Here is a 16,263-nt window from a genome sequence, read left to right as displayed (position 1 = left end):
ATGAATGAGCCTGCCGGCCACATCATCAGCGACGGCACCACCACCCGCCCGTCCGGGACCGGCCTCCGGGCACCGCCCGGCGCGAGAACACGCCGAGGCGCATCGGACAGCGACTTCCCGCCCACATCTCACACGACTCCCAGCCCCTCCACGAAACCCCAACAGCACGCCCGCCAAAGCCCCCGACTACCAAGCCACGCCCAGAGCCTCCAACTGCCCGAGCTGCTCCACGCTCAACTTGTCCCGGCGAGCCTTCTGATTGTTCAACCAGGCACCCAGCGCGACCTCCTCCTCCTTGTGCGCGCGACACCCGAACGTGCCCCTCCCGCTCAACGAAGACCGCCAACGCCGCCCATTCCGTCCGCGGTCCCGGTTGCCGACGGCGACGGCCAGGCCGAGCGGCACCGGCCGCCGACGGCGTCCGGCCCAGGCAATGCCCCGCTGGCGTGGCCGGGCGCGCCGGGGTCGGTCAGGGCCGACGGCACCTCGCCCGCCCGCTCGATGATCGCCCCGCATGCCGGCTCCACCAGCCGGGCCGTGGTCACCGCGTCCTCGACCAGCAGCGTCAGCGCGACGTCCTGACACGACAGGCACGCGTCGAAGGCCGCGCCGGTGACCTCCTCGAACAGTCGGCTGCCGGCCTGCCACTCGCCCGGCTGCGACGGGGTCTCCAGGCCCCAGCCGCGGTGGCCGTGCCTCCCCGGGCCCGGGCCGGTGCCGACGTTCCCCGCCCGGCTCGTGGCGCCTTATGACGGTGTTCCCTCGTCCCGTGGCCCGGCCGGTCCACCGGAACCGTAGCGGCCTGCGGCCCTTGTACGGCCCGGGACGGTCGAACACCGCCCGATCGTGTTCCACTCCACCGCTCCCGCCCACCGCCTGCACGCGGATCGGGGCGAACGCGGATGGTGGGCAATGGCCTGACCTTCGTTCCCGTTCGGGAGGTGGGACGGGCCGGTTTGCCAGGCGGCGTCAGTTGGTCCGCGCCAGGTCGGGGGTGGTGTCCGGCCTGACCTGGTGTCCGCGGGGGGCGGCGGGGTGTTCCGGTCGCTGCGGGGCGGCGGCGTGCGGTGTTCGGCCGCGTCGTACCACTCGGACGAGTCGGCGTCCCAGGAGGAGGTAGCCGAGGACGGCACCGCTGGTGTTGAGGATGATGTCGTCGACGTCGAAGGCTCGGCCGGTGAGGAGCGCGCCCTGGACCGCCTCGACCAGCAGCATCAGCGCCGCGGTGGCCAGCAGCACCCGGAACAGGCCGCGGGCCTTGGGCCAGAGCACCGGCAGCAGCAGTCCGAACGGCGCGCCGAGCAGCACGTTCCCGCCCACCTGCCGTAGGGCGTCCGGCACGGCGGCGTGCAGCAGGTAGTGGCGCAGCGAGTTGCCGGGGCGCAGGTTGTCGTGGACGTGGCCGACCGCTCCGGGCTCGGGCACCAGGGTGATCCGGGCCAGTGCGGCCGCGAAGGCGACGGAGGCCAGGAGGGCGGCGGCCAGGACCAGCCATCGGGCGGCGACCGCGATCCACCGCCTCCGGGCCGGCTTGCGGCCGCCCGGATCCGCGACCTCCCCGTCCAGGGCGGCCCGGCCCGCCGTGTGGGGCTCTGCGGTGCCCGGCAGCACCGTGTCACGCTCCTGGCCGGTCACCTGCCCGCCCGTCCCCGCGTACTCGTCCCGCGGCTGCTTCCTGCCCGCACCGGCGGTTCTTGCTGCCACGCTTTCCCCTCTTGTCTGTCCGCGCAGTTGTGCGCGGTTCTTTCCGGATGCGTGTGTGGGGCCCGCCCGACGGCCGGGCGGGCCCCACACACGTTGACCGGACGGAGCGCTCAGTCCTTGAAGGCGTCCTTGACGTGTTCGCCGGCCTGCTTGAGGTCGCCCTTGGCCTGGTCGGCCTTGCCCTCGGCCTCGAGGCGCTCGTTGCCCACCGCCTTGCCGGTGGTCTCCTTGACGGTGCCCTTGGCCTTGTCGGCAATGTTCTCGATCTTGTCGCCCATACTCATCGCGTCCTCCTCGTTCCGGCTCTCTGCGGTCTTCGCACCCGGTGCCCCCACCGTGGTGTCGGGACCAGCGCATGCCCGGTCCGGCCGCGCTGATTCGTGTGAATATTCGGCCGGCCCGGGGGCACACGGCGGTTCGACACAGACTGCGTGGAGGTCTTCATGGTTCCCCTTCTTCTCGTCCTGCTGCTGGCTCTGCTCCTGTTCGGCGCCGGGTTCGCGGTGAAGATCCTCTGGTGGGTGGCGATCATCGTGCTGGTGGTGTGGGTGGTGGGCTTCGTCGCCCGCGGCACCAACGCCGGTGGCAGCCGCGGCCGCTGGTACCGCTGGTAGTCGGCACTACCGAGGACCGCGGATTCCGGGCGGGGCCTGCGCTGATGCGCGGGCCCCGCTTCCGTGCGTCCTCACCTTCCGCGCCGCGGCCGTCACTTCGGTCGCCGTGGTGTTGCCGCCGTGCTCCGCACGGGTGGGATCGGGGGTGTGTGGGCCGGCCGGTTACGGGTTAGGCGTCTTCGCGGCGGGGTGGGGCTGTCTCCGCGTCCTGAACCAGCGCGACCTCCAGGCCCCACCCCGCCCACCGGGCCCCCGGCCACGCTGACCGAAGGGCTGCCGGTTCCTCCGGAACCGCTGCAGGTGCTCTCGCAGCGGACTTGGGCGTTAGGCGCTGGTCCGGCGAAGCCGAGGGACGGCGGGTGCCCGTGAAGGGGACGGTTCCCCTCCGATCCGTGAACCGCGTGGACAGCTCGCACCCGGATGCCGCCGGCGGCGGGGGAGCGCTGTGACCCGGACGAACCGCGAGGTGTCGGCGTACGGACGGCGGGTGGTGTGACCTTCCCGGGCGGGGGCAGCCGACACATAGCAGCTCCTTTTTCCTTCCTTTTGCCCCGTTTGTTCCAGGAGTTCACCGAACGAAGGCCGCTCCCATGCCTGACTACCCGCTCTCGCTCCGCCCGGCCCCGCCGCACCCCGCACCCCACCGGCTGGAAGCCCGCCCGCCCGACGCCGGCCGCCCGGACACCGGTGGTTCGGACACCGGTGGTTCGGGCAGCGACGGTCCGGACACCGACGGCCGCGTCGGATGCGGCGGCGTGCCGGACCCGGCCGGGGAACTGGACGTGTGGGTACCGCTGGTGCGTAGCGCCGCGCAGGCGCGCGCGGCGGTCAGCCGGTTGCTGCGGAACGCGGGGACGGTGACGGGGGTGGAGGTCGACGCGCACCTGGTGGCGACGGAGTTGGTGACCAACGCCAACCGGCACGCCGGTGGCGTCACCGGTTTCAGCGCACGTCTGGAGGGCGCCGGCCCGCACGCCGGCACGGCCCCACACCCTCCCGCCCCGGCCGTCGGCCCCGCAACGGGAGCGGGGCGCTCGGCCCGGGGGCTGTGTATCAGCGTGGAGGATGACGACGTGCGCCTGCCGCGCGCTGACACGGGGGCCTTGGAGGACATGGTCCGCTGGGGAGGGCGCGGTTGGGCCCTGGTCCTCAAGCTGTGCGCCGCCGTGGACGTCTGCCTGCTGCCCGGCGGTGGCAAGCGCATCAGCGCCGTCATCGCCTTCTGACGGAGCGGCCCGCACCCGGCCCGGGACGGGCAAAGGACCGTGGCATCCGGCCGATGCCGCAGGCCGGGGTCGGCCGGTTTCGGGCCGACAGCGGCGTCTACCGACAACTACGCCAGCAGATGACTGAGTTCACCGCCGACCGCTCGGCTGCCACCGAGGAAGCTGCGGCCGAGCGCGAGGAGATCCTGCGCCGCCACCACAACCGCCTGTGCGAGTCGGAGGGCACCAACTGGCTGCCGGTCGACGAGGACCCGCAGATCACCGCTGCCGTCACCTATGCCCGCCAGCAGCGCGAACGGCACCGTGCTGCCCTCCTGCGCGCCCGCGCCGGAGCCCTCCCGCTGCCCCCCGCCCGCCGCACAGTCCTGGCGCCGCACGCGGCGCCGCGTGAGTTGGACCGCCACACCACCCGCCACACCACCCGCCCACCGACCGCTACCGTCGACCCCGCAGGCACCCGCCCCGGCGGCGCCCGCCACCACCACCGAGGAGGACCAGGTGAGCACACAGCCGGACCACCAGGCCGTGGCTGCGCCCCGGCCGGCCACCTTGCACGAACTCCGCACCGCCCTCAGTAGGTACGGCCTGCCCGGTGACCGCGAGGCCTTCGAGCGGGACCTGGCCGCCGCCCTCGACGCCTCCCCGCTCGGCGACCTCGCCGCCGTCACCGAGGTCGCCGGCACCTACCGCCACCGCCTGCTCCTGCGCACCACCCCGGAGGCCATGGACTCGCTGGCCGTGTCCCTCGGCGGCCAGCACTGGAGTCCGGCCGCCGACGTGTTCGCCTGCCTGCGCGCCGCGGGCGGCGACCGGTGACCGACCAACGCGGCCAACCCGACCAGTAGTGGACGGTCCCGCTGCCCGTCTTCCTTTCCGACGCCGCCGAGCACGCCCTCTCCGCGTTGCGCCCCGGCGAACTGGACGCCGTCGGGAAGCTGATTCGAGCGCCTCGCCGTCCACCTGCGCCTCGGCAGCCCCGTCCCGGTGGTGCCGATCCCGAGGTCGACGGCTACACCGCCCGCACCGACCCGGCCGCCGACACCGGCGACCGCGTCAGCGTCGTCCACCGCGTCCATGGTCATTTCCTGTCAAGTTCAGCGTGTTGAAATTCGCTGAACCCGGGCCTTTCGCCAGCTGATCCAGCAGGTGGGATGTCGCTGTTCGGGCTACCGGAAGGCTGGCGGGGTGCGTCGAGCCCGATGGCGCAGCCACCAGCGGAGGACGGGGAGGATGGTGGCCCAGGCGAGGAGCATGAGGGGCGGGCCGCCCCAGGTGGCGGCGAGGAGTCCGGCGGGCAGGGTCCAGACGGCGGCGGTGAGCGCGGCTTTGGCGCGGTCGGCGAGGACGGATGGTAGACCGGCTCCTGCGGGGCGGGGGCGGGGGCGGCGGGCGAGGACGGAGGCGTTGAGGGTGTAGGTGCCGAGGGTGAGCAGGATGAGTGCGAGGCCGGTGATGAGTTCGGGTTCGTCGATGGGGGTGTTGCTGCTGGTCTGGGTGGTGGTGCCGCGGGTGACGGCGACGGTGTACTCGTGCCAGTGGGTGACGGTGACCTGCTCGCCGGGCAGCAGGTGGCGCAGGAGCGGATCCTGGCCGGGGAAGTCGAGTTCGGCGGGGACCGGTGGGGGGCCGTCGAGGCGCAGGGTGAACTGCTGCTGTTTGGGGCGGGTGTCGATGTGGGTGCCGCGGACGCGGGCGGTAAGGGGGTACAGGCAGTCGGCATCGGGTGCGGCGTCGGCGGGGCACGGTGCGGCTGCTCGGTAGGCGCGTTCCTCGGCGACGCTGAAGGGGACGACGATCCCGCAGGCGAGGGCGGCGGCGAGCAGGGCGGTGCCGACCACGGCGGCGGTGAGGGTCCAGGTGTGGTGCCACCAGCCGCGGGGCCGAACGGCGGGGAGAGGTATGGGAGGCAGGGAGATCAAGGGTTCTTCCTTGGGCCGGGCGGGGCCGGGGTAGTGGCGCGGGCGGGTGGTTCAGCCGACGGCAGTCCTGTGGCGGCCGCAGGCGCGAGAGAAGACGGCGACGGCAGCGGGGGTGCCGGCGAGGGTGGCGATGAGCAGGTCGAGGTCTTCGGAGTGCAGGTGGTCGGGCAGGAGCAGGTCGGTGGCGGCGCAGGCGAGCAGGCCGGTGCCGATCAGGACGGCCGCGGCGAGGAGGGCGGCGGTGCGTCGGCGTGGGGGTGCGGTGCGGTAGCGGGCGAAGACGGGTCGGCCGGCGATCAGCATGGTGGCGGCAGCGACGGGCGGGTAGCCGGGTGAGATGCCCAGCGGCCAGGCGGCGAGGGCGATCGCGCCCCACAGCAGCAGGGTGGCGGCCTGGCGGATGAGCACGGTCAGGACCAGGCTCCCGGTGGAGTGGCTGTCGTCGGCGGCCGGTGGTTCGGCGGAGGCGGTCACGGGCGTCCTGTTCGGTGGGGTGCGAGGTTGTGGAGGTGGTCAGGCGAGGGCGAAGTAGCGCAGCCACGAGTGGAGGGCGGAGACGGCGATGGTGGCGGCGGTGACGGGATGCCGTAACGGGTGAAGGTCCCAAAGCTGATGGGTTGCCGGTTGCGTCGGCGATGCCGAGGACGACGACGTTGGCGGTGGCGCCGATGGCGGTGGCGTTGCCGCCGAGGTCGGCACCCGGGGCCAGAGTCCACCGCAGGACCGTGCCGTAGGGCTGGCCGACGGTGTGGGGGAGGTCGGCGGTGATGGGGGCCATGCTGGCGACGTAGGGGATGTTGTCGACGACGCCGGACAGGACGGCGGAGGCGACCAGCAACAGCATGACGGCGCCGAGCGGACTGGTGCGCCACAGCGCCATCCCGGCGAACGCCAGTGGCATCCCCAGGCTCAGTACGCGGGCGGGGTCGCGCCAGGCGGCGCGCAGCCAGGGGAAGGTGACGTGCATGCCGTCGGTGAACAGCACCGTGAACAGCGCCAGGTCCGCGGTCGACGCGACGATCCGGCTGTTCGGGGTGACGTGGATCAGGCCGAGGAATCCGTCGCCGACCAGGGCGCCCGAGGCGAGGAACAGCAGCGAGGTGGAAAGGGACGGTGCGGGCGGCCAGGCCCGACAGCAGGATCGCGACGAGCAGCGCGACCCCGAAAACAGCGATGAGCACCATACAGGGAACCCCCGGACCGGCTGAGGAACAAGAGGGTTGTCCCCTTGCTCGCCGACCAGGCTTCCCGGCACACCACGAGCGATTTTATACGACTCTTACGGCTCCTTGACAGGCCCTTTGCGGCCGAAGCGGCCGGGCGGCCGCCCGCACGGCCCCTCGCCCCCGTGTCCGCCACGGGCTACGATCACCGCCAGGTGAGCCGGGAAGCCTGGGTGGACGGCACCCGGCACCCGGCACCTGGCCGTCGCCGACGTGAGCGCCATGCTGCGCTCCTTCTCCCGGATCTGGGGCGGCTGGGCCGGAGAAGGCCACGCCGACCTCGACCCGGACACCGTCGACCCGCTCGGATCCGCCCTCGCTGACTTCGCCGACCAGCTCGACGTCGAGAAGCCATCGCCCGCACCACCTCGACCTGACCACAACCCGCCGCCAGGGGGCCCGCACCCGGGCCGCTCCCTTGCGCAGTGGACAGGCCGGCCCCTCGTTCCAGTGGGGTCCTCCCCATTGCGGGTAGGGGTCCAGCGTGACTCTTCTGCTGGCCGGCGGTGCCGGAACCACCGACCTCGGACCCGGCGTCGGGATCTGCGCCGGTGTGCTCGCCGTGGTGGCGATCGGCATCACCATCTAACGGGTGCGAAACGGGCGCTGAAAGGGTGTGGTGGGCAGTGCCGGCAGCACCTTGTCGTGCCTGCCTCGGCACGACGGCCTTCCAGTCCGCCAGGGCGGGCCCGCATGGTTCGCCCCGCCTTGGCCGCAGGGCCGGTGCCGGTAGCCTCGTCGTCTGCGACGAGTGGAGGTGACGCCCCGTGGAAGACGCACTCGATGCTCTCTTCGGTCTGCTGCCCCGCCCCGGCGGCGTCCGGGCCAAGGAGTGGGGCTGTGCGCGAGCGGCTCGGTGCCGATCCACCCGTCGACTACAAGGCCTTCATCGACACCTTCGGCGGCGGCTACGTCAACGGCTACCTGCGGGTCCTGGATCCCGACTGCGTGAACGCGTTCTACGACTTCATCGCGGCGACCGAGGAGCGCGCCGAGGCCAACGAGCAGCTCTGGGGCGGCGGGGAGACCGAGCTGTCCGAACTCGACGAAGCCGGTGCCCGACTCATCCCGTGGGCGTCCACCGACAACGAGGAGTTCCTGTACTGGCTCGCCCTGCCCGACCAGGACCCCGGCGAGTGGACGGTCGTGGTCAACGAGGCCCGCAGCTCCCGGTGGGAGCACGTCGACCTCACCTTCCCCCGCTTCCTCGTCACGGTCCTGACCGGCGAGATCCGCTCTGAGATCCTCTCCGACCCCTTCCCCGCCTCCCCGTACGACTTCCAGCCTTCCAGCCGCTTCGTGTGACCGGCGGCCCCCAGCCGCGGCTTCGCGCCACTCGGACCGGCATTGTGTCAACTCCCTTCTCATGATGGAGATTTGGAGGGAGGTCGACGGGCAGGCGGCCGGTATGGCGTATACAGCGGGACAGGGCCGCCTCGCGGTGGGCAAGCGCATCTGGATGCTCTGGGCGGTGGGGGCGGTGTTGGCTGCTCTCTTCGCGGTGTTCCTGCACGTGTCGACCGGAGGGCCGTGGTGGCCGGCGATCGTCGCGGGGGCCCTGTGGGCCCTGATGACCGTCGGACTCACCCGCTGGGTCCAGTGGCGCAGTGCCCGCAAGCTGGGGCTGAGCGGCCTGGCGGAACTGAACGAGCTGGGAGGCGCCATCAAGGACGAGCGCATCCCCCAGGACCCCGCCCAGCAAAACGCCCTGCGCACCGTCATCCGGCAAAACCGCAAGCGCCGGCACCTGGCCCGGTGGTCGTGGCTCGTTGTGGGCGCGGTCATGATCTGGAACGCCGTATCCATGTGGCTCAGGCACGGCACGGCCGTCGGGATCATTTCCTCGGCGTTCGTCCTGGCCTGGATACCGGCGATGTACATCGCCGACCGCCGTCGGCAGCAGAAACTGCGCCGCCTCGAACTGCGCCTCCAGCAGCCCGACTCCGGCCACAACCCCCCGCCGCCGGCCGGCGGCACCCCGGCCCCACAGGACTGAGGCACAGACGCTCCGACTGCTTCGGACCCGTATCCTCACCTGGCCGTGAAGCTGCCCGGGTCGATCGCGTGGTCAGCCGTCAGCCGCAACGAGAAGAAACAGGACCTGCCGATCGTCGTCCATGGCAACGCGCTCGTGGAATTCGCCGTGAACGCCGCTCAGTCGTGGAAGACGCCGTTCCCCAGGCCTCGGAGACGGTGGAGACGGTTGGCCGACTCCACTGCTGTGAGGAGCGTTTCCTTGAGTGCATCCTCCAGCCGCCAGCACTGAAATAGTTCGCGGCGGGCACTGTGCATTCGGCAGGATGTCGAGCATGGATCAGGTGTTCGCAGTCGCGTGGCGGTACGTCGTCGGTCTTGTTCTGACCGAGGACCTGCCGATGGAGGCCGCTCGGTTGCTGGCCGTCGGCTTTGACTCTCCCGCACTGCGTGACCTGGCGGGACGTGCCCGCCGCGACGACGCCGTCGAAATCAGAGGACTGTTCCGGCAGGCGATGGGCGAGCTGGGGACCGGCGTCCCCGATTGGGAGAGCGCCGAACGGTGCTATCTCCACCACCTGGCAGGCCAGCTAGCGGCCGGCACCGGGACGCCCCGCGAGGTGGCGGCCAATATCTGGCATCGCCTGACCGAAGCGCAGACCGGTCCTGAGCTCGAGTTCCTTCAAGCTGTGGGCGATGAGTACTACGTCGAGTTCATCTCGAACGAGCGTCCTGACGCCTACCAGGCTTGGGAGACCGCGCTCCGTTCGGCGGCGGAGCAACTCAGTCAGACAACCTCTGCCGAGATCGGCGGCCTGCGCGAAAGATCGCGCTCGGCAACAGGCTGACCACGGCCAAGGCCGCGGACCGTTCCCGGGCCGCTGACCCACGCACTCGCTGTTTGACACGCCGGCTCATGTGAGCTGCACTGAGTCTCTTTCATCCTGAGTTTTCGCTGGTCGTGGCGCTGTGGATCATGAGAGTGTGGCCGGCGGCGATCAGTCGGCTGATGCAGTTGGTCGAGCAGCGCGCCCAGCTGAAGACCTGGAAGGTCTCCAGCTGGGCGAAGGCCCGTTCGCCGGCTGCTCGGAGTCGGGCGTGGTCGCGGTTGTGCTGCTGGTAGTGCTCGGGTAGTTCGTGGTGGCTGTAGTAGGGGGTGTGGACGGTGGCGCCGGAGTCTCGGTGGGCCCGGTCGGCGAGGACGAGGATCTCGCGGGTCAGGCATGCCTGGACGGTGCCGTGGGCGCGGGCCGCGGTGAGGTCGTGGGTGGGGCCTGGCAGGGCGCGGGAGAACCACAGGGGTGTGCCGTCCGGGGCTGCGGCGACCTGCACGTCCATCCCGTGCTTGCGGTGCTTTTGCGAGCAGTACGGCTCGTCCGCCTTGGCCCGGCTGGTCGGGATCAGCGTGCCGTCCACGATCACGAAGTCGTCCTCGCCCAGTCCCGCCAGGGCCTCGCGCAGGCCCGGCGTCCATCCGGCCAGGACCTCCACAGTCTCGTCCACGTACCGCCAGGCCGTCACCTCCGACACCCCGAACCCGGCGGCGATCCGTGCGAACGTCTCGTTCTTCCGCAGGTGGGCCAGGACCAGCAGTGTCTGTTTGAAGCAGCTCGACTTCCGCCAGCGCGATCCGAGTTCACACCTTCGGGTACGGATCGGCCATGAGACGTGCTCGACCAGTTCGTACGGGACATCGAGCATGGGAGGACACGAGACCAACAGGGCCCCTCGGCGGCGACGTGATGAGTGAGATCACCACGGCAACGACGAGGGGCCCTGCTGCGTCACTGCCGCCCGCTGACCAGGCAGTTCACCCTGCAGAGACAGGATGAAAGAGGTTCACTGTCACACCGTGACGGAACCGGAGGGGCACCACAAGCCGCCCTGCTGTTGGGGGGTACCTCTACGGGGTTCGTCAAGGAAATCGGGCTGCATTTGGGTGGGGTGGCCAGGCAGCATGGCGAGATGCCAGATCTGCTGTGGGACGACGTCAGGGACTTCTTCGACCCTGACCTGATGGGGTCGCTGCCGGATGCGTGTGTCGCAGACACCTCGGTCGAGGACTGGCAGGCAGTACTGGATTTGGTGCGGTCGAAGGGGTGGTCGTGCGAGTACTCCGAGGACGGTGCCTTGGTCCGGCTGCCACGAGCTGTGGACATGCTGGGCCGCAGCCGGAACAGCGACGCGTTGTTGAGGGTCTGGCCCGCCCCCGGATTCCTGGCGATCTTCCGGGCGTATGAGGCCAGCTCCATCGACTTCGACGTTGACCTGCGGGAGTTGCAGGGCCAGGACGGCGTCAATCTGCTGTGTCGTCTGCTGCGGGCGATCGGGCGGCGGCTCGGCAAGCCGGTGACGTTGACTCCCGAGTCGGATCTACTTCACCCAGTCCTAGCGTTCGATGTCGAGGCTGATCGCGTGGTTCTGTTGGCGGATCCGCAGTTCAGCTGACCGCCGTAGCCGGCTTCGACTCGTGGAAAGTCCCATCGCGGAGCATGGCGAACAGGGCGTCGGCCCGGCGTCTGACCAGGGGGTTCGCGGCGTTGTCCAGGGGAAAAGCGGTGTCTGCCGGGCCTGTTCATCGAGCAGGCCCGGCACCTGCCGGACCTGTCCACCGCCACCGCCGTTCGGGCCGAGGCGGGCGGGTCGGCGCGAACGGGGCCGGCTACCCGTCTCCGGCGCCGAAGGTCCTGGCGCAGGTCCTGGCCTGAGTCCCGCGCCTCGGGTGGGTCGGTGGGTCAGTTTCCTGGTGCGGTGCGGATGGCGGCCTCCAGGGTGTGGGTGAGGGTGTCGAGTTCGGGTGGGCAGTAGCCGAGGACGGTGCCGGGCATGGCGGCGGCCAGCACGCACACCGTTACCACCGTGACCTTCTCGGCGTCGGTGAGTTCCGGCAGCGTCTGCCGGCCTTCCCCTTCGCCGCGGTCGTAGTCGTGGTTGTGGGTCGGGCCGATCACCTCTCCCGACGACAGCCAGGTGCGGTGCAGCCCGTCCAGGGCTTCCCCGTCCCCGCCGGGCACGATCGCCGTCGACGTGGCCGTCTCGATCGCCTCGGCGGCGTTCAGCAGGCTTGCGTGTGGCCCGGCTCGGTCTGCCGTCCTGCCAGTTCCCGTACCCAGGCGGCGGCCTGCCGCCCGGTCTCGGCTGCCTGCTCCAGCGCGTGATGGGGATTCGGGATTTCCCCCGCCCTTGCTCCCGTTCCTCAGATCGTTGGTCGTTCAAGCATCTGAGGAGGCTGAGGAGCGACGGGCGTTGGGCATGCAGGGCCCAGCCCCTGGCCGCATCCGCGGTCTGCTGCTGTGGCGCGGATCCCGGGAGCTGTGGTTGACGGTGGCAGCGGTTACGGTCCGCTCGTCTGTCTCCTGCTCCGTCGAAGGACGGTCTCAATGGCCCGTACCACCCCGCCGCGCCGCATGGACATCGCTGCGGTCTTCCCGGAACTGGCGCTGCTGGCCCGGCAGGCAGTCCGCCTGCACCCTCGGCTGGGCGTGCCGGCCGTTCGCGACAGTTCGGTCGGCGGCCCGCTCCTGTGGCCCGCCGACGAGCCGTGGCCGGCCTGTGGGGGCCCGCACCCGGAGGACGACCTGCCGGTGTCACCGGCGGACGTCCGGCGTCGCCGCGAGCTCCACAGGACGAACTGGGCGGGCGGGAGTCCCACCGTGCAGGAGCAAGAGGCGCTCGATGCGACGTACGTGGGTCATCCGTGGAGCCAGGAGCCGAATGCCCTGCTGCCGGTGGCCCAGCTCTACGCAAGAGACATCCCCGGGCTGCCGTGCTCTGCGGATTCGGACCTGCTGCAGGTGCTGTGGTGTCCGCTGGAGCACGACCCGAACTGGATGCCAGCTGCCCGGGTGGTGTGGCGCGCCTCTGCCGCGGCGGGCGCGCTGCTGGCGGAGCCGCCGCAGCCCGCGGACGCGTCGAGGCGCGGCGACTACCTGCCCGAGCCGTGCGTACTGCACCCCGAGGTGGTGACCGAGTACCCGGCTCTGCTGGAGCTGGAACCGGACCTCGCGCAGCATGTGGGGGATTGGGGCGAAGAGCAGTTCACCGGCACTGACCCGAGGTACCTGTACGAAGAGGAGGCCCGGGCCTACTACCAGTACGAGCTGTCCGTCGCCCCGGGGTGGAAGGTGGGCGGCTGGGGCCCGTGGAGTTTCAGCGATCCGTCAGTCATGCGGTGCACGACCTGCGAGTGCGCCATGAGGCCGCTGCTGACGATCAGTTCAGGTGCCCTGGACGGCAGCGGCTGGGATCCGGTCGAGGAGCGGGACTCCGCCGAGGACATCGGCATCGTGATCGGACGGAGCTACGACATGCAGCTCTACTACTGCCCCGCCTCCTTCGATCACCCGCACCTGGAGGTCATGCAGTAGACGGCCGGCGCGTTCCATGGGGGTTGTGGCGTTCGTCCGGTCCGGGCAACCCCCGTGGGGAATCAAGGTGAACAGGTCTGGCCAACCCTGTAGCACGGGTGGCCGTTTTCGGGGAGCGTCATCAGCGCCGAGCGCCACGGCGGCTGGGTCGCGTTCGTCGGCCTCGACGCCCCGCCCACCTACCTGGTCGACGCCCATGACGTCCCGGTCCGGCACGCCACCGCCCGCCGCGCCGCCTGCAGCATCTCCCTGGCCCTGGCCCTGGCCCTGCGCCAAGACCGACCCGGACCTGACCCGCCTCAGCGGCCCGGGTCGGCGCCGCCCTGTTCGACGGCCACGCGCAGCCGGGCCGCCGTCGCCACCGCCGCTTCCCGGGTCACCGGGTCCTCGCTGTCGGCCAGCAGGGTGAGCAGCTCCACCGCCACGGTGAGCACCGGCACCGGCACCGCCGCCTCGCGCAGCAGCAGGAGCTGCTCGGCCGCGCGGTGGCCGGCGGACCCGGCGGAAGCGCCGCCTCGACTGGGTCAACCGCCACAGCGGCACCCACCGGATGGCCACCGGCGGGGACCGGCTGTTCCGGCAGCCCGCCTTCGCCCGGTGGGCGATACGCGGCCGCTACCGCCGTCGCCTACGCTCTCGAACTCCCGTCCGGGCAGCCGCCCGGCGGCCGTACGAGAGTGGAGCGCAGCACCGCATGCACCAGCGAAGCAAGCGAACCGTCGCCCGGGCCGGAGTGCTGGCCCTGGTGGCCGGCGGCATCGCGACAGCCGTACCGGCGACCGCCCAGGCGGCCTCGTACAACGGGGTCTGTGGATCGGGCTACAGCACCATCGACCACCGGGACCTCAACTCCGGCGGCACGGTCTGGCTGACCTACAGCAGCTCCACCGGCAAGAACTGCGTGGTGACGATCCGCAACAACCCGGGCCCCGCCCTGCAGATGCTCGCCGGGCTGAAGAAGGCCGGTGCCTCCAAGTGGGCGGTCCTGGACGAGAACTACTACACGACGTACGCCGGCCCGGTGTACCTCTACGCACCCAACTCCTGCATCGACTGGGAGGGCGGGATCGGGGAGAACGTCAGTGGCGGCTTCGACTCCCACTGCGGCTGATCCCTTGATCCCGTGGCGCTCCGGGGCCCGCTGCCGTCGGTACGGCTGCGGGCCTCCGGTGCGGCTCCCGACACCGGCCGCCGACGGCGTACCGTGGTGGGCCGGGCGGTGAGAGGCGGATTCCAGCGATCGTCGCAACACAAGACCGGTCGTTGACGTCCCGTGACAGCAACAGGCAGCCCCACTTCGTTCTACCGCGGCGACCGCGCCCCCCCCAGGACGAGCGCGACAAGCTCCGCCAGATCATCGGCCTGGCCGCCTACCTCGCCGGCCGGGCACCGCACGACCGGCCCGTGCCGCGCTGGGTCGGCGTCGGCCCCACCCTGCTGAACCGCCCCGCCCCTGCCACCCGCTGAACTGCGGCGGCGCGACGCCCCGGGGGCCGGCAGCTCGCCGCTGCCCGGGGCGTCGTCACAGCGAGCCGAGGGTGTCCAGTTCATCCGGCGCGCCCGGCCCAGTGCACGCGCAGTACAGGTCAGGGCATGAGCAGCCCCCGCACTGCGGGCAGGGTTCATCGCCGATCAGGAACCCCTGGAGGAGCGCGAGGGGGACCGGGTAGGCCAGCTCCTGGAGAGTTTGGCGACCTCCTGCCCGGCAGGCCACTGCCGGGTATGTGCCCAAGAAATGCCGTCGACCGCCGCCAGCCGCTCCGACCGCTTCTGCACCGACTGGTGCACCCGTAGGGCCCCGGAGCTGCAACGGCGAGGACGGCTCCTCAACCTGCTGCCCGCCCTCGCTGCCGTGCCCAGCGCGCAATGGACAGCTCCAGCAGCACACGCTTGTGTCGATGGACAGGCCGTGCTGAGGGCTGGCGGAGCCGACCGGCGGATGCGTTTCTCCTGGACACGCCGCCCAGCGGGCCCGCACCTGGCCGCGCCGGAGGACGCCACCGTACTGCCCCGCCTGCCGGGGCTATGGCGTCGGGCACGGGCACACCGTGAGAACAGGGCCCTTGGCCGAGGTGATTCGGGCGGGACAACCGGGCCGGACAAGGGAGTTGTCCAGACGGCGGTCAAAGGGGGCTGATGCAGGCCCGGTCTGCCTGCTGCTCGGATGTCGGGCGATCCGGTCCTGTCCTGGCGGTCCGGTCCTGTTCCGGGTGTCTGTGGTTGGGGCGCTGGCTGGGGGTTTCGTGGCGGGCTGTTTGTCGCGGAACTCTGCCCGGCTCCCGCCCCCCGCCCCCCGGCCCCCCGGCCCTGCCCCGCCGCGCCTCCTTGCCCCTTGCGGGCGGGGGCACGTGCGTGCGGCGGGTGCGGCGCTGCATAGTGCGTGGGTAACTGTGACTCCCGATCGAGTGGACCTGCCTGCGCGGTATGCTCCCCCCCTCACCGCCCCGGCGTCGGGGTGCACGCTGTGGGGGAGCCACGTGCGACAGGGACTTCATCACGCCCTCGGGGCGGCTGCGCTGCTGGCCGTCCTGACCGCCTGCTCACCGGGGAGCGCGTCACCCGTTCTCCCCGTCCCCGCTCCGTCCTCCGCCACGGCCGCCACGGCCGCGACGCCGTCCGCCTCCGCCGCGAGCCTGGACGAGGTGATCAGCCGCACCCGCACCGCGCTGACGACGGCGATGGCCGGAGAGGCCGAGGCTCCCGACCCGCAGACGTTGATGCTGGTGCAGGCGTGGCCGGGCGGCGCCGCCTACGTCTGGGAGACCCCGGACCAGCGGCAGTGCTTCGCGGAGGTCCACCAGGTCTCGGTCCGGGTACGGGGCTGCGCCGACCATCCGCTGGACCCGCCGCTCGCCTCCCCCGCAGGGGTCACGATGCTCGACACCTTCTTCACCGACGGCTGGGTCCGCCTGATCGGCGCCGACCACCAGGAGGTGACCTCCGCGGCCTGCGGCGACACCCCCCTGACGGTCCGCCGGATCGGCACCCTCGCGGACGGCGCCCGGACCCTGTACGCGCTCTGGTTCCCGACCTACACGAAGGGCGACGTCACCTTGACGACGCTCGACCGCACCGGCGCCACCGCCCGGGCCACCCTCCCGCTCGGCGATATCGGCGACCGCACCTGCACTCCCGCCTCTTACGAGTTGGTGCGTGATTGCGGCGAGTTGGACATGGCTGCCTCGGACGGCATGATCTTCGTTGTGTCGATCATGGTGAACCGTGCCGTCGTCGGG

At 71.5% G+C, this 16,263-nt stretch carries 17 protein-coding genes and 2 pseudogenes; 10 read left to right on the top strand and 9 right to left on the bottom strand.

The features are described 5' to 3' along the window. Positions 1-969: 969 nt before the first annotated feature. Together ACIQVD_RS10695 and ACIQVD_RS10690 are read right to left on the bottom strand one after the other, a co-directional pair. Positions 970-1,704, bottom strand: a complete 735-nt coding sequence (locus ACIQVD_RS10695; protein ID WP_402287787.1) for a VanZ family protein — start codon at positions 1,702-1,704, stop codon at positions 970-972. Positions 1,705-1,814: 110 nt separating this feature from the next. Further along, entirely contained in the window at positions 1,815-1,988 is a 174-nt protein-coding gene (locus ACIQVD_RS10690; protein ID WP_402287785.1) for a CsbD family protein, read from the bottom strand. A 159-nt stretch (positions 1,989-2,147) separates the two neighbouring features. Here ACIQVD_RS10690 and ACIQVD_RS10685 point away from each other — a divergent pair, with 159 nt between their 5' ends. Then, a complete protein-coding gene (locus ACIQVD_RS10685; protein ID WP_400694009.1) occupies positions 2,148-2,318 on the top strand; it encodes a hydrophobic protein in 171 nt (56 codons plus the stop codon). Positions 2,319-3,100: 782 nt separating this feature from the next. After that, the gene (locus ACIQVD_RS10680) at positions 3,101-3,544 is read left to right on the top strand and encodes an ATP-binding protein (protein WP_402287783.1); all 444 of its coding nucleotides are present in this window, start codon (positions 3,101-3,103) and stop codon (positions 3,542-3,544) included. Positions 3,545-3,651: 107 nt separating this feature from the next. Here the strand turns inward: ACIQVD_RS10680 and ACIQVD_RS10675 are convergent, their stop codons facing one another. Beyond that, a complete protein-coding gene (locus ACIQVD_RS10675) occupies positions 3,652-3,846 on the bottom strand; it encodes a hypothetical protein (RefSeq protein ID WP_402287781.1) in 195 nt (64 codons plus the stop codon). Between the two features lie 196 nt (positions 3,847-4,042). Here ACIQVD_RS10675 and ACIQVD_RS10670 point away from each other — a divergent pair, with 196 nt between their 5' ends. Next, positions 4,043-4,360 (top strand): hypothetical protein, encoded by a 318-nt coding sequence (locus tag ACIQVD_RS10670; protein WP_402287779.1) that lies wholly within the window; start codon positions 4,043-4,045, stop codon positions 4,358-4,360. A gap of 350 nt (positions 4,361-4,710) precedes the next feature. Here ACIQVD_RS10670 and ACIQVD_RS10665 read toward each other — a convergent pair whose 3' ends face one another. The 3 genes and pseudogenes from ACIQVD_RS10665 to ACIQVD_RS10655 form a co-directional block, all read right to left on the bottom strand. Continuing rightward, the gene (locus ACIQVD_RS10665) at positions 4,711-5,463 is read right to left on the bottom strand and encodes a hypothetical protein (RefSeq protein WP_402287777.1); all 753 of its coding nucleotides are present in this window, start codon (positions 5,461-5,463) and stop codon (positions 4,711-4,713) included. A gap of 51 nt (positions 5,464-5,514) precedes the next feature. After that, positions 5,515-5,937, bottom strand: coding sequence for a hypothetical protein (locus tag ACIQVD_RS10660; protein WP_400693998.1), 423 nt, complete (start codon positions 5,935-5,937; stop codon positions 5,515-5,517). A gap of 397 nt (positions 5,938-6,334) precedes the next feature. Continuing rightward, positions 6,335-6,647, bottom strand: a pseudogene (locus tag ACIQVD_RS10655) (sodium:proton antiporter); the annotation flags it as partial. A gap of 879 nt (positions 6,648-7,526) precedes the next feature. Between ACIQVD_RS10655 and ACIQVD_RS10650 the strand changes: the two are divergent. From ACIQVD_RS10650 to ACIQVD_RS10640, 3 genes are all read left to right on the top strand, one after another. After that, positions 7,527-7,991 carry a hypothetical protein gene (locus ACIQVD_RS10650; RefSeq protein ID WP_402287775.1) on the top strand — a complete coding sequence of 155 codons (465 nt, stop codon included), beginning with the start codon at positions 7,527-7,529 and terminating at the stop codon, positions 7,989-7,991. 61 nt (positions 7,992-8,052) lie between these two features. Beyond that, positions 8,053-8,682 carry a hypothetical protein gene (locus ACIQVD_RS10645; protein WP_402287773.1) on the top strand — a complete coding sequence of 210 codons (630 nt, stop codon included), beginning with the start codon at positions 8,053-8,055 and terminating at the stop codon, positions 8,680-8,682. 313 nt (positions 8,683-8,995) lie between these two features. Continuing rightward, positions 8,996-9,508, top strand: a complete 513-nt coding sequence (locus tag ACIQVD_RS10640; RefSeq protein ID WP_402287771.1) for a hypothetical protein — start codon at positions 8,996-8,998, stop codon at positions 9,506-9,508. Between the two features lie 91 nt (positions 9,509-9,599). On the opposite strand, the pseudogene ACIQVD_RS10635 reads toward ACIQVD_RS10640, so the two are convergent. Next, positions 9,600-10,419, bottom strand: a pseudogene (locus ACIQVD_RS10635) (transposase family protein). A 206-nt stretch (positions 10,420-10,625) separates the two neighbouring features. Between ACIQVD_RS10635 and ACIQVD_RS10630 the strand changes: the two are divergent. Beyond that, positions 10,626-11,108: a hypothetical protein gene (locus ACIQVD_RS10630; RefSeq protein WP_402287769.1), complete on the top strand. Its 483-nt coding sequence runs from the start codon at positions 10,626-10,628 to the stop codon at positions 11,106-11,108. Positions 11,109-11,395: 287 nt separating this feature from the next. On the opposite strand, the gene ACIQVD_RS10625 is transcribed toward ACIQVD_RS10630, so the two are convergent. Next, entirely contained in the window at positions 11,396-11,674 is a 279-nt protein-coding gene (locus ACIQVD_RS10625) for a hypothetical protein (RefSeq protein ID WP_402287766.1), read from the bottom strand. A gap of 366 nt (positions 11,675-12,040) precedes the next feature. Here ACIQVD_RS10625 and ACIQVD_RS10620 point away from each other — a divergent pair, with 366 nt between their 5' ends. Continuing rightward, positions 12,041-13,027: a hypothetical protein gene (locus ACIQVD_RS10620; protein WP_402287764.1), complete on the top strand. Its 987-nt coding sequence runs from the start codon at positions 12,041-12,043 to the stop codon at positions 13,025-13,027. 299 nt (positions 13,028-13,326) lie between these two features. On the opposite strand, the gene ACIQVD_RS10615 is transcribed toward ACIQVD_RS10620, so the two are convergent. Continuing rightward, positions 13,327-13,467 (bottom strand): hypothetical protein, encoded by a 141-nt coding sequence (locus ACIQVD_RS10615; RefSeq protein WP_402287762.1) that lies wholly within the window; start codon positions 13,465-13,467, stop codon positions 13,327-13,329. Between the two features lie 254 nt (positions 13,468-13,721). Between ACIQVD_RS10615 and ACIQVD_RS10610 the strand changes: the two genes are divergently transcribed. Then, positions 13,722-14,138, top strand: a complete 417-nt coding sequence (locus ACIQVD_RS10610) for a spore-associated protein A (RefSeq protein WP_400693977.1) — start codon at positions 13,722-13,724, stop codon at positions 14,136-14,138. 1,366 nt (positions 14,139-15,504) lie between these two features. After that, on the top strand, positions 15,505-16,263 hold a 759-nt coding region (locus tag ACIQVD_RS10605; RefSeq protein ID WP_402287759.1), incomplete at its 3' end, for a hypothetical protein.

The sequence above is a fragment of the Kitasatospora sp. NPDC090308 genome, assembly GCF_044769485.1.
In the GTDB taxonomy this organism is placed as follows: Bacteria; Actinomycetota; Actinomycetes; order Streptomycetales; family Streptomycetaceae; genus Kitasatospora; species Kitasatospora fiedleri.
Note: the sequence above shows the minus strand (reverse complement) of the source record. Positions and strands in the feature narration are given on the sequence as shown.

Coding starts and splice junctions, on each gene's coding strand:
- ACIQVD_RS10690 (WP_402287785.1), bottom strand. CDS start 1,988: ATGAGTATGGGCGACAAGATCGAGAACATTGCCGACAAGGCCAAGGGC.
- ACIQVD_RS10685 (WP_400694009.1), top strand. CDS start 2,148: ATGGTTCCCCTTCTTCTCGTCCTGCTGCTGGCTCTGCTCCTGTTCGGC.
- ACIQVD_RS10645 (WP_402287773.1), top strand. CDS start 8,053: ATGATGGAGATTTGGAGGGAGGTCGACGGGCAGGCGGCCGGTATGGCG.
- ACIQVD_RS10640 (WP_402287771.1), top strand. CDS start 8,996: ATGGATCAGGTGTTCGCAGTCGCGTGGCGGTACGTCGTCGGTCTTGTT.
- ACIQVD_RS10630 (WP_402287769.1), top strand. CDS start 10,626: ATGCCAGATCTGCTGTGGGACGACGTCAGGGACTTCTTCGACCCTGAC.
- ACIQVD_RS10620 (WP_402287764.1), top strand. CDS start 12,041: ATGGCCCGTACCACCCCGCCGCGCCGCATGGACATCGCTGCGGTCTTC.
- ACIQVD_RS10610 (WP_400693977.1), top strand. CDS start 13,722: ATGCACCAGCGAAGCAAGCGAACCGTCGCCCGGGCCGGAGTGCTGGCC.